Source organism: Ruegeria hyattellae (genome assembly GCF_041537925.1).
Taxonomy (GTDB): Bacteria; Pseudomonadota; Alphaproteobacteria; order Rhodobacterales; family Rhodobacteraceae; genus Ruegeria_C.
The window spans coordinates 271,688-283,909 of the sequence record NZ_JBGOSH010000005.1 but is presented as its reverse complement, the minus strand read 5'-3'; the positions used below and the strand labels follow the sequence as shown (position 1 = coordinate 283,909).

General features: G+C 59.9%; 11 protein-coding genes. 4 read left to right on the top strand and 7 right to left on the bottom strand.

Annotated features, from left to right (window positions below):
* Positions 1-18 precede the first annotated feature (18 nt).
* Positions 19-786 (top strand): alpha/beta hydrolase, encoded by a 768-nt coding sequence (locus AB1E33_RS14715; RefSeq protein WP_372578024.1) that lies wholly within the window; start codon positions 19-21, stop codon positions 784-786.
* 6 nt (positions 787-792) lie between these two features.
* Here the strand turns inward: AB1E33_RS14715 and AB1E33_RS14710 are convergent, their stop codons facing one another.
* The 3 genes from AB1E33_RS14710 to AB1E33_RS14700 form a co-directional block, all read right to left on the bottom strand.
* On the bottom strand, positions 793-1,383 hold the full coding sequence (locus AB1E33_RS14710) for a GNAT family N-acetyltransferase (RefSeq protein ID WP_372578023.1): 591 nt from the start codon (positions 1,381-1,383) through the stop codon (positions 793-795).
* 54 nt (positions 1,384-1,437) lie between these two features.
* Positions 1,438-1,899: a hypothetical protein gene (locus tag AB1E33_RS14705; protein WP_372578022.1), complete on the bottom strand. Its 462-nt coding sequence runs from the start codon at positions 1,897-1,899 to the stop codon at positions 1,438-1,440.
* A gap of 124 nt (positions 1,900-2,023) precedes the next feature.
* Positions 2,024-3,415, bottom strand: coding sequence for an aminotransferase family protein (locus AB1E33_RS14700; RefSeq protein ID WP_372578021.1), 1,392 nt, complete (start codon positions 3,413-3,415; stop codon positions 2,024-2,026).
* A 232-nt stretch (positions 3,416-3,647) separates the two neighbouring features.
* Here AB1E33_RS14700 and AB1E33_RS14695 point away from each other — a divergent pair, with 232 nt between their 5' ends.
* Positions 3,648-5,276, top strand: coding sequence for an acyl-CoA synthetase (locus tag AB1E33_RS14695; RefSeq protein WP_372578020.1), 1,629 nt, complete (start codon positions 3,648-3,650; stop codon positions 5,274-5,276).
* 114 nt (positions 5,277-5,390) lie between these two features.
* Here the strand turns inward: AB1E33_RS14695 and AB1E33_RS14690 are convergent, their stop codons facing one another.
* Entirely contained in the window at positions 5,391-5,726 is a 336-nt protein-coding gene (locus AB1E33_RS14690; protein WP_372578019.1) for a DOPA 4,5-dioxygenase family protein, read from the bottom strand.
* Positions 5,727-5,751: 25 nt separating this feature from the next.
* Positions 5,752-6,651: a hydrogen peroxide-inducible genes activator gene (locus AB1E33_RS14685; RefSeq protein WP_372578018.1), complete on the bottom strand. Its 900-nt coding sequence runs from the start codon at positions 6,649-6,651 to the stop codon at positions 5,752-5,754.
* 207 nt (positions 6,652-6,858) lie between these two features.
* Here AB1E33_RS14685 and katG point away from each other — a divergent pair, with 207 nt between their 5' ends.
* On the top strand, positions 6,859-9,069 hold the full coding sequence (katG, locus tag AB1E33_RS14680) for a catalase/peroxidase HPI (protein ID WP_372578017.1): 2,211 nt from the start codon (positions 6,859-6,861) through the stop codon (positions 9,067-9,069).
* 152 nt (positions 9,070-9,221) lie between these two features.
* Entirely contained in the window at positions 9,222-9,995 is a 774-nt protein-coding gene (locus AB1E33_RS14675; RefSeq protein WP_372578016.1) for an arginase family protein, read from the top strand.
* Between the two features lie 152 nt (positions 9,996-10,147).
* On the opposite strand, the gene AB1E33_RS14670 is transcribed toward AB1E33_RS14675, so the two are convergent.
* On the bottom strand, positions 10,148-11,671 hold the full coding sequence (locus AB1E33_RS14670; protein WP_372578015.1) for a tripartite tricarboxylate transporter permease: 1,524 nt from the start codon (positions 11,669-11,671) through the stop codon (positions 10,148-10,150).
* A gap of 1 nt (position 11,672) precedes the next feature.
* Complete coding sequence (locus tag AB1E33_RS14665; protein ID WP_372578014.1) at positions 11,673-12,164, bottom strand: tripartite tricarboxylate transporter TctB family protein; 492 nt, start codon at positions 12,162-12,164, stop codon at positions 11,673-11,675.
* Between the last annotated feature and the right edge of the window lie 58 nt (positions 12,165-12,222).

Sequence of the window (12,222 nt, the reverse complement as noted above, 5' to 3'; positions counted from 1 at the left end):
CCCTGAAGGAGGCATCGAATGACTGATGCACCTGTTGTGTTTCTGCACGGCACAAATGGCGGTCCCTGGACCATGGAGAATTTCAGCCGCTATTTCGAAGCGCAAGGCTATGCTTGCCATGCACCGGCCTATCGGTTTCATGACATGCCGCCATCAGAGGCGCGCGATGCGGTGCTGAAAGGTCTGAGCATCGCCGATTACGTGGATGACCTGTCCGCGTTCATCGAAACGCTGGATCAACCCCCGGTCCTTGTCGGCCATTCACTGGGCGGGCTGGTGGCGCAGCTGCTGGCTGCCAAAGGGCTGGCGCGGTCTGCGGTTCTTCTCAACAGCAGCATCATAAACGGCACCCTGCCCACCACCGAGCGCGAGCGGCGTCTGGGCAAGCTGTTCATCTCGGCCGGAGCATTCTGGGAAGAAACGCCGGGGCAGGATTTCGATCTGCTGGCCGATTTCGGCCTCAACACGTTGCCCGAGACCCTGCAGCATCAACTTTACGACCGGCTGGATACGGAATCCGGCCGGGTTCTGTTCGAGTTTGTGTTCTGGATGTATGACGAGAACCAGACCACCAAGGTGGATATTGATGCAGTCACCTGTCCGTTGCTGTTCCTGTCGGGCAGCGAGGACCGGGCAGTGCCGCCTTCAACCGCGCGTGCTATGGCCGCCCGTTACGGCGACCGCGCCCAATTTGCCGAGATCGAGGGGGCCTGCCACTACATGCAATTCGACGACGGTTGGGAGAAAACCGCGCAGCACTGCATTGACTGGCTCAAGGGGCTGTAACCCGGCTCAACCGCGCGGCTGCTCCAGCATCCAGCGCAGGTTTGACCGGACCGCAGGCCATTCCGCCGCCGTGATCGAATAGACCGCTGTGTCGCGCAGGCTGCCATTGGCCATGATCATGTGCGATCGCAACACCCCGTCCAGCTTGGCCCCCAATCGTTCGATGGCGCGGCGGCTCTGCTGGTTCATGAAATGGGTGCGGAACTCGACCCCGATGGCGTCGAGCGTCTCGAAGGCATGGGTCAGCAGCAGCAGTTTGCATTCGGTGTTGAGCGGCCCGCGCTGCACGGCTTTGCGATACCAGGTCGAGCCGATTTCCAACCGTCGGTTAGTGTGGTCGATATTCATATAAGTGGTCATGCCGATCGCTTTGCCGCTGCCATCCAGGATCGCGAAGGGCACCATGCTGCCTGCCTCCAGCAGCGAAAGGCGGCGGTCGATCTCGTCCGCCACCGCTTCGGGGGCCGGAACCGAGGTATACCACAGCCGATGCAACTCCCCGTCCCCCGCTGCCTCGGTCAGGTCGGCCGCAAAGTCCTGCGACAAGGGAGCGACCGAAACATGAGAGCCGGTCAGAGAAACGGGAGAAGCCCACATGGCGAGAATCCTCATAGCGAATGGCAGGCACTGCGATTGACGCGGGCGCCAGACCTATTTTTCGCCGTCTTTTTTAACCAGTTGTGCCGCGAATGAGACACCGGTGCCCGGACCGGCATAGGTAATCAGTAGCACATCATCCAGATAGACCCCGTTGAAGATCCCCGATGACACATCGTCACCCGAAATTCCGGCCTCGGCCAGAACGAAGCGGGTCGGATCATCGAGGCTGAAGGTGCCCATTGCCTCTTCTACAATCCACTCACTGTCACCGATCCGGCGCCAGCGGTTGGTGGCGGTGATGAGGTTGCCGTCGAGCTTGGTGATTTCAAGTTCCATCTCGGTGCGCAAAAGCCCTTTCTCATGGTTCGGGTTCGATTTGGCAAAGGCGACCAGATAGGTGCCGGTCCAGGTGCCGACGATCTGAGGGAACCCACCGCCTTCATCCGCGCTGGTCGGGGCGGCGAGGGCAAGCACAAGAACAGCGGCAAGACTGCGGGCGAGGTTCAATAACATGAGTCGGTCTCCTGCATCGGTGTGGGGTGGCGTCAGGCTATCCGAGTTCAGGCATTTGGCAATCTGTTGCGTAGACAAAAAACCGGCGCGGGGGCGCCGGTTTCCGTTGTCATTTTACAGCAGATTAGCCGAAGACACGCCCCAGCGCGCCATCCACCGCATCGGTGATCTGGTCGATATCGTCTGCTGTCGCAATCAGTGCGGGCGAGAAGCATAGCGTGTTGTTGCGACCCGGGATCGACCGGTTTGTCACGCCAATGATCACGCCCTGCGCCATGCAATCCGCCACAACCGCCTGCGCCAGTTTTTCCGGAGCCGGCTCCTTGGTGGCGCGATCCGCCACCAGCTCGGCCCCCAGGAACAGGCCTTTGCCGCGCACGTCACCGATCACTTTGTGCTTGTCCATCAGTGCCTGCAGATTCGCAGTCATGCGGTCGCCCATCGCTGCGCAATTGCCCAGCAGGTTCTCGTCCTCGATGATCCGCATATTCTCGATCGCCGCCGCGGGACCCGCGGTGCAACCGCCAAAGGTCGAGATGTCGCGGAAATAGTTCAGCGGATCGTCGACATCGTCCTTGAACATGTTGAACACCTCTTCGGTGGTCACCATGCAGGCAATCGCCGCATAGCCCGAGGCAACGCCCTTGGCCATGGTCACGAAATCGGGCTTTATGCCGTATTGCTGATAGCCGAACCAGGTGCCGGTCCGGCCCACGCCACAGACAACCTCGTCAATATGCAGCAGCACGTCGTATTTCTTGCAAATCTCCTGCACGCGCTGCCAATAGCCCTCGGGCGCTTCGATCACGCCGCCACCGGCTGTCACCGGCTCAAGACACAGTGCGCCAACTGTTTCGGGGCCCTCGCGCAGGATGACCTCTTCGATCTGATCTGCCGCCCATTCGCCGAAATTCTCTTCCGGTGCACCGTCCAGCTCGTGCTTGCGGTATTCCATGCAATGGGGCACCCGCACGAAATCGGGGGCAAAGGGGCCGTATTGCACGGTGCGTTCGTCCTGACCACCCGCCGACATCGTCGCGAGCGTCGAGCCGTGATAGTCGCGGTCGCGATACAGGATCTTGGTCTTCTTGCCGCCATAGCGCTTATGCGCGATCTGGCGGACCAGCTTGAACGCCTTCTCGTTCGCCTCGGAACCGGAGTTTGTATAATAGACCCGGGTCATGCCCGGCATCTTCTCGATCAGCTTTTCGGCAAAGATCGATCCGGGGATCGAGCCCGCGGAATTGGCGAAATAACACAGCTTCATCAACTGGTCATAAACGGCCTTGGCGATGGATTCGCGGCCATAGCCCACGTTAACGGTCCAGACCCCGCCCGAGACCGCATCCAGATGTTCCTTGCCCTTCTGGTCCCAGACGCGCATGCCTTTGCCTTCGACAATGATGCGCGGATCATTGGTTTCAAAGGGCTTGTGCTGGATCAAGTGGTGCCAGATATGGGCGCGGTCGGCCTCGACCACGCGGCTCAGGTCGTTTTCGTTGAACGTGCCGTCCATGACAGGTCCTTTCTGCTATGTCTGTGCGCGCCGGAAGGGTCAGAGAATCCTTGCGACGATCGGATGTCCTACCTTTTCAGAAACGCCAAAACGGGGTTGACCGTTAGGGCCAGAACCAAGGGTGGTCTATAGCCAAATGGGGCTGCGCGGCGCGCAAGCCGGTAAGATGGTTGGGGATTTCCATCGCGACCCAATCCCGGCATTATCCCGGGGCGTAGGGGAGGAACGGCGCATGTCGCAGACGAAAATCTATGAAAGCCAACTGGACAAATGCGGGGCGAATTTCACGCCCCTGTCGCCGCTCAGCTATCTGCAACGCAGCGCTTCCGTCTACCCGGACTATCCGGCCGTGATCTATGGCGCGCGGCGCTATAGCTGGGCCGAGACCTACGCAAGGTGCCGCAGGTTGGCCAGCGCGCTCACGCGGCGCGGGATCGGCAAGGGTGACACGGTGTCGGTCATCGCCGCGAATATCCCCGAGATGTATGAGGCGCATTTCGGCGTGCCGATGGCGGGCGCGGTGCTCAACACGATCAACACGCGGCTTGACGCGGCGGTCATCGCCTTCATTCTCGGACATGCTGAGGCAAAGGTGCTGCTGGTCGATCCCGAATTTTCGCAGGTGATCGCAGAGGCGCTGAAACAGGTCGATCTGCCGGACCTGCTGGTGGTGGACATGGAGGATTCCAGCTTCGAGGGCGGCCAGACCGTGGGCGCGCTGAGTTATGACTCTCTTCTTGCCGAAGGCGATCCGGAGTTCGACTGGTCGCTGCCGGATGATGAATGGGACGCGATCTCGCTGAACTATACCTCCGGCACAACCGGCAATCCCAAAGGGGTTGTCTACCACCATCGCGGTGCCGCGTTGAACGCGACCTCGAACATCCTGACCTGGGGGATGCCGCAGCACCCGGTCTACCTGTGGACCCTGCCGATGTTTCACTGCAATGGCTGGTGTTTTCCCTGGACCATGGCGGCGAATGCGGGCACCTCCGTTTGCCTGCGCGCAGTGCGGGACGAGGCCGTGTTCCGGGCGTTTCGCGACCATCAGGTCACTCATTTCTGCGGTGCGCCCATCGTGCTCAACATGCTGGCCAACGCGCCGGACGCGCAGAAACAGTTCGATCATGCGATCAAGGTCATGACCGCCGGTGCCCCGCCCCCTGCCGCCGTTATCGAAAAGATGGAGATGATGGGCATCGAGGTGACCCATGTTTACGGTTTGACCGAGACCTATGGTCCCTCTGTCGTGTGCGCCTGGAAGGACGAATGGAATACGCGTTCTGGCGAAGAGCGTGCCACGCTCAAAGTCCGGCAGGGCGTTAAATACGTGGCTTTGTCCGGCCTGATGGTCGCCGACCCCGACACGTTGGAGCCGGTCCCGGCGGATGGCGAGACGATGGGCGAGATCTTCATGCAGGGCAATATCGTTATGAAGGGGTATCTCAAGAACCCGGACGCCACCGAAAAGGCGTTTCGCGGTGGATGGTTCGCCTCGGGCGATCTGGGTGTGATGCACCCGGACGGCTATGTAGCGCTCAAGGACCGGTCAAAGGACATCATCATTTCGGGCGGCGAGAATATCTCGTCCGTCGAGGTTGAGGATGTGCTGTATAAGCACCCCGCGGTGTTAGAGGCCGCGGTGGTGGCCAGGCCGGACGAAAAGTGGGGCGAAACACCCTGCGCCTTCGTCGAGCTCAAGCCGGGGGCGGATGCGGACGCGGCGAGTCTGATCGGCTATTGCAGGGACAACATGGCCCATTTCAAAGCCCCCAAAACCGTGGTGTTTGGTATTCTGCCTAAGACATCCACCGGTAAGATCCAGAAGTTCCTGCTGCGCGACCGCGCCCGCGCTCTGTGAGCGCGGCTGCCAATTTTCTTCGAAGACAAAATGGACCAGAGCAAAGGCCGGATGTCGCGCCAAAAAGGGCTTTGCAACGGCCTTGTCCAAGCGGTCTCGAAACCGCTTGGTTTCTCAATGCTCGTCGAAAATCGACAGGTTCAGATCCAGCATTTCCCCCATCCAGATCGCGCGGTCGCGATGATCTGCCAGGTGATCTCCGGTTTCGGGATGGGTGAAGACGGTCAACCCCTGCCGATTCAGAATCAACCAGGGGACCACCTGAGCGAACGCCTCGGGTGCAAAGGCCAATTGACAGCTCCATCGTGGATGTGGGCCGACGGCTTTGGCGTGCATCCGGCCCATTTCGACCGGAAAGAGCTTTGCTGCCTCTTCACAGACCTTCTGCGCCGCGTCTTGGGTTGCGGCGTCGAAATAGACATGGGCGTGGTAGCCGGTGATCTTTGACATTTTGGGTCTTCTGCTCCGCGCCTGATCAGGATAATTGTTCCGTCCCCGCTGCACGAACACTTTCGGAGATCACCTGCAACTGACCCGCGATCGGGCTGGTCTTGCGCCAGATCATACCGATGGTGCGCGAGGGGCGGGGGGTGTCGAACCGGGCGACTGAGACTGTGGCCGAACGGGTTTCCACTGGGACGGCCATATCCGGGATCAGCGTGACGCCGATCCCCGCGCCGACCATCTGAACCAGCGTCGACAGCGAACTGCCGTCCAGCCCCTCGCGGGGCAGGGCCGATCGGATGTTGCAGAAGGACAGGGCCTGATCGCGAAAGCAATGCCCTTCTTCCAGCAGCAGCAGGCGCATCTTGCGCAAGGACTCGGCGCTGGGTGTTGGCTTGCCCGCATCCACCTCAGGCCGGATCAATACGAAATCTTCGGCGAACAATTCCACCTCGGTGAAGGCGGGTTCTGATACCGGGAGCGCCACAATGGCGGTGTCGAGGCGGCCTTCAGTGACTTCCTCCAGCAGCTTTGAGGTCAGTGTCTCGCGGATGTGCAGGTCTAGCCCCGGATGAGATCGCGACAGCGCACCCACTAGCGATGGCAGCAGATAGGGGGCAACGGTGGGGATGACGCCGATGCGCAGGCGACCCGCCAGTTCTGCCTGTGAGGCGCGCGCCATGTCCGCAAGCTCGTCCACCGAGCGCAGGATGTCGCGGACGCGCACGGCAAATTCCTCACCGAACCCGGTCAGCCGCACATGCCGTGCACTGCGTTCAAACAGTTGAACACCAAGGTTTTCTTCCAACTCCTTGATCTGCACCGACAGGGCAGGCTGCGAGATTGCGCAGGCATCGGCGGCCCGTCCGAAATGGGCGTGGCGCGACAGCGCCTGAAAATACCGAAGCTGGCGGAGAGTGAGATTATTCATAACTAAAAACTATCGCAACAATCGGAAAATGCAACTTAATGCAATCCTCGGGTTTTGCTAATCTTCCACCATCAGCTACGGGGAGGAGGATGCGATTCCGGTCAGGGCACCCGCAACAGGGATGCCCGATGCCAATGGCGGGAACCGGACGCAGCAGACCCTTGCGCGGACACTCAGACGTAACGCAGCCATGATCGGAGACCCAAGATGGACGGCAACGACATCGACAACACCGGCAAATGCCCGGTGATGCATGCACACACGACTTTTGCCAGCAGATCAAATTCGGACTGGTGGCCCAACCAGCTTAACCTGCGCATTCTGCACCAGCATTCCAGCCTGTCGGATCCGATGGGCGCTGGGTTCGATTATGCCGACGAATTCAAGAAACTCGACCTGAAGGCGCTCAAGCAGGATCTCTATGCACTGATGACCGACAGTCAGGATTGGTGGCCCGCCGATTACGGCCATTACGGCGGTCTGTTCATTCGGATGGCCTGGCACAGCGCGGGCACTTATCGGACGGCGGATGGGCGCGGTGGTGGCTCGACCGGCACCCAGCGCTTTGCACCGCTCAACTCCTGGCCGGACAATGGCAACCTGGACAAGGCGCGTCGGCTGCTCTGGCCGATCAAGCAGAAATACGGCAACCAGATCTCATGGGCCGATCTGATGATCCTGGCAGGCAATTGCGCCATCGAATCCATGGGTGGCAAGACATTCGGCTTTGCCGGTGGCCGCGCCGATATCTGGGAGCCAGAGGAAGACATCTATTGGGGTGCGGAAAAAGAGTGGCTGGCCACCAGTGACAAGGACAACAGCCGCTATTCCGGTGAGCGCGATCTGGAAAACCCTCTGGCCGCTGTTCAGATGGGCCTGATCTATGTGAACCCCGAAGGTCCTGACGGCAATCCCGACCCGGTTGCCTCGGGCCGTGACGTGCGCGAGACCTTTGGCCGCATGGCGATGAATGATGAGGAAACCGTGGCACTGGTCGCCGGGGGGCATACATTCGGCAAGGCACATGGCGCGGGCAATCCTGATCTGGTCGGGGCCGAACCCGAGGGTGCGGCGATCGAAAATATGGGGCTGGGCTGGATCAATCAGTATGGCTCGGGCAAGGCAGGCGACACCACCACCAGCGGCATCGAAGGCGCGTGGAAGCCGAATCCGACAACCTGGGACAACGGCTATTTCGACGTGCTCTTCGGTTATGAGTGGAAGCTGGTCCAAAGCCCTGCAGGAGCCAACCAATGGCAGGCACAGGGCGTGGCCGAGGAACACATGGTCGTTGATGCCTTCGATCCCTCGAAGAAACACGCGCCTATGATGACCACTGCGGACATGTCGTTGCGGATGGACCCGATCTATGAGCCGATCTCGCGCCGGTTCCATGCCAATACCGAAGAGTTCGCGGATGCCTTTGCCCGGGCGTGGTTCAAACTGACCCACCGCGATATGGGGCCGCGCGCGCTCTATCTGGGGGACGAGGTCCCGGCAGAGGAACTGCTCTGGCAGGACAACGTGCCGGCTGTGGATCACACGCTGGTGGATGCGGCGGATGTGGCCGATCTGAAGGCGAAAATCCTTGCTTCGGGTTTGTCGGCTTCGGAACTGGTTTCGACCGCATGGGCCTCGGCCTCGACATTCCGTGGGTCGGACAAGCGGGGCGGCGCCAATGGTGCACGCATCCGTCTGGCACCGCAAAAGGACTGGGAGGTCAACCAGCCCGCGCAGCTCGCCCGTGTGCTGGACGTGCTTGAGGGCATTCAGGCCGCGTTCAACGGGTCTGCGAGCGGCGGCAAGAAAGTATCGCTTGCCGACCTGATCGTGCTGGCAGGCGGTGCCGCAGTGGAATTGGCCGCCAAAGAGGCTGGTCATGCGGTTGAGGTGCCGTTTACGCCCGGTCGTACCGATGCCTCGCAGGACCAGACCGATGTGGAGTCATTTGATGTGATGGAGCCGGTCGCTGACGGGTTCCGAAACTATCAGAAGGCGGAATACGCGGTGTCGTCGGAAGAGCTGCTTGTGGATCGTGCGCAACTTCTGACGCTGACGGCGCCCGAGATGACCGCGTTGGTCGGCGGTCTGCGGGTGCTGGGAGCCAATGCCGACGGCGCGTCTCACGGCGTATTCACGGATCGGCCCGGAAGCCTGACAAACGACTTTTTCGTCAATCTGGTCGACATGGGCACGGAGTGGAAACCGGCAGATGACGGTGTCTATGAAGGTCGCGACCGGAAAACCGGGGCGGTTAAATGGACCGGTACGCGGGTTGATTTGGTCTTCGGGTCCAACTCGCAATTGCGGGCTCTGGCTGAGGTTTATGCCCAGGATGACGGGGCTGCGCGTTTTGTTGGCGATTTTGTTGCCGCCTGGACAAAAGTGATGAACGCGGATCGCTTTGATCTGATCTGATCGGCCTTTTACAACACGAAAGGGCGCGCCAGAACAGGCGGGCCCTTTTCCTATGTCGGCGAAGATCTGAAATGGCTGTCAATTCCTTGGAACTCCGAAATGAATCCAGTTTTGAAGTTGAGTGGGGCCATCGGGGGCATTAGTTAATTGACATGAATGCATGTTGGTTGGTCACTCCGTATTTCTTTGATGAATATGATGGTCGCCTGACAGAGGCTGTGCCGCTGTCCTTGCCCTACACAACCAATGACCCAGTTGGCATTGTGGACAGGACGCCAGATAGTTTGGCCAAGGCGCATCGCCCAATCGTGGATTTTGTATACTCTGTGGTCGAACGGGGCGACTTGCCTGTGTCGATTGCTGGCGACTGCGCTGCAAGTTTGCCGGTCCTGGCAGGGTTGCAACGCGCTGGCATGAGCCCTGCGCTCGTCTGGCTTGATGCTCACGGGGATTTCAACACTCTCGAGACATCTCCCTCGGGCTTTTTGGGGGGCATGCCATTGGCGATGATGGTTGGACGCGGCGACCTTTCGATTGCCAGGAAGTCGGGTCAGAAACCGGTTCCGGAAGAAGATGTCTGGTTGATTGATGCCCGCGACCTTGACCCGCTCGAAGAGGTTGCTCTCAGATCATCTCGGATAAATCGCCTGCAGATAGACAGTTTGGACGAATTGGCATTCGACAGGCCGGTCTATCTTCACATCGACAATGACATAGTCGACGCAACGGACGTGCCTGCAAACAATTACCCTGTGTCAGGTGGCCCCAGCCTCTCTGCGACGATGGAAAAGTGCGAGGCATTCGCGTCGAAAAACACTCTATGCGCAATATCACTGAGCGGGTGGAACGGGCGCTTGGATCACGACGGATTAACGGGCCGCGCCTGCCAGACACTACTTTCTTCCATCACGTCAGCGGCGATTTGAATACACGCACCATTGCCGGCCTAGATGTTGGGCTGCGTGAGGTCCGCCAATGCCGCGATTGGGGAGCTTTCAGTTCTGGGTCGGGACGCCTCCGAACCGCATAAGGAAAGGGCCAGCTCTCGCCAGCCCTTTCCAAACCACCGAGAGTTTCTTCAATCGCCGTCGGCGACTCCTTCGGCCCGTGCGCGGGCGCGGCGGGCGCGGTAGCTGGGCAGCACCACAAGAATCACCGCAAAGATCAATAGCCCCAGCGTCATCGGACGTGACCAGATGAACCCCATCCCGTCATAAAGCTGCATCGCGCGCGAGAAGTTGTTCTCCAACAGCGGCCCCAGGATGAACCCGATCAGCAGCGGAGCCAGCGGATAGTCGGCAAAGCGCAAGATCGTGGCACAGATGCCGAAACCCACGAGGAGCAGCAACTCGGTCGCGTTGTTCTGGCCGATATAGGCCCCCATCAGGGTAAAGAACAAAATGAACGGGATCAGGAAGTTGCGCGGCACTGCCAACACCTTGGCGATGTAGGGGATCAGCGGCAGGTTCAAGATCAGGAGAACCAGATTGCCCAGATACATCGAGATGATCACCGCCCAGAAGATCTGCGGCTCATCCACCATCAGGCGCGGACCCGGCGAGACGTTGAGCGCGATCAATGCGCCTAGCAGGATCGCCGTGGTGCCCGAGCCGGGAATTCCCAGCGTCAGAAGCGGTACGAAGGACCCGGTACAGGCGGCATTATTGGCACTCTCCGGTGCGGCGATGCCTTTGATTGCGCCTTTGCCGAATTGTTTCTGCTCTTCCTTGGGAGCGATGTTGCGTTCCACCGCGTAGCCAAGGAAAGAGGCGATAGTTGCGCCAGCCCCCGGCAAAACCCCGATGAAAAAGCCTTGCAAGGACTGACGGCCAATCACCGGTGCGATGCTTTTGGCCTCTTGCCGGTTGATGCGCAGATTAGTGATCTTGCCGCCATCCTCGCCATCGCCGGTTTTCGAGCGGCCCGGATCCAGCACAAGATAGATCGCTTCTGGCAGGGCAAACATCGCCATGGCCAGCGTGATGAAGCCAAAGCCCGATTGCAGATCCATGATCCCCATGGTGAAGCGCGGCATGTTGAACAGAACGCCTTCGCCCACGGTGGCCATGATCAGGCCCAGGAAGGTCATCAGCAGCGCTTTGGCCACCTGACCAGTTCCGGCAAAGGCGGCAATGGCCGAAAGCCCCACCACCATAAGAGCGAAGTACTCTGATGAATGAAACAACAACGCCACCGAGGCCAGCATGGGCGCAAAGATCATCAGCAGGATCGCCCCGATGGAGCCCCCCGCAAAGGACGAGATTGCCGCCACCGTCAGCGCCTTACCGGCCTGCCCGGATCGGGCCAACGGATAGCCGTCGAAACTGGTCGCCACGGTCGACGCGACCCCCGGCGCGTTGATCAGGATCGAGGAGGTCGAGCCGCCAAAGACAGCGCCGTAATAGACGCCCGCCAGCAGGATCAGCGCAGTCGACGGATCGCCGATAGTGATCGCCACGGGGATCATGATCGCAATGATCGACATCGGGCCAAGGCCCGGCAGCATGCCGATAAAGGTTCCGATCAGGCAACCGCCGATGACCATCATGATATTGGTGAATGTAAAGGCCGTTGCGAGGCCCGTCATAATGCCTTCAAACATGTTAGCCTCCGTTCATGAAGCCAGGCAGGGGGCTCAGGAAGATCCCCAGCACCGCATCGACCAGATACCAGACGCACCCCGCAGCAATACCGGCAATCACCGCCATCAGAACAAAGCGTCGCTCGCCCAGAATGAATGAGCCCAGGAACAGGAACAGGAAGGTCGCGGACAGAAAGCCGAGCGGGCGCAACAGCAGCGCATAGGCAACCATCAACCCCAGCAGCATCAGCGCCTGACCCACATTGTAATCGCCCAGACGCGACAGATTGATATCGGCGGCATCTTTCTTCTCGGGCGATTTTTCAAGCCCCAGAACGATGGCCAGCGAGAACAGGATCGCACCTACTGCCAGAACCTTGGGAAAGCTCGATGGCCAGATCGGGCTGCGTTGCATGATCGGCGGCAGAACCCCGTCCATGGTGAAATAGGCGGCATAGCCATAGGCCACGCATACCAGCAGAATGACAAAGGCGATCCAGCGATCCAGCGCCATCTCAGTGTCCCTCTCTTTGCTTGTGAAAACGCCCGGGGATTTTGGTGCCCCGGGCGCT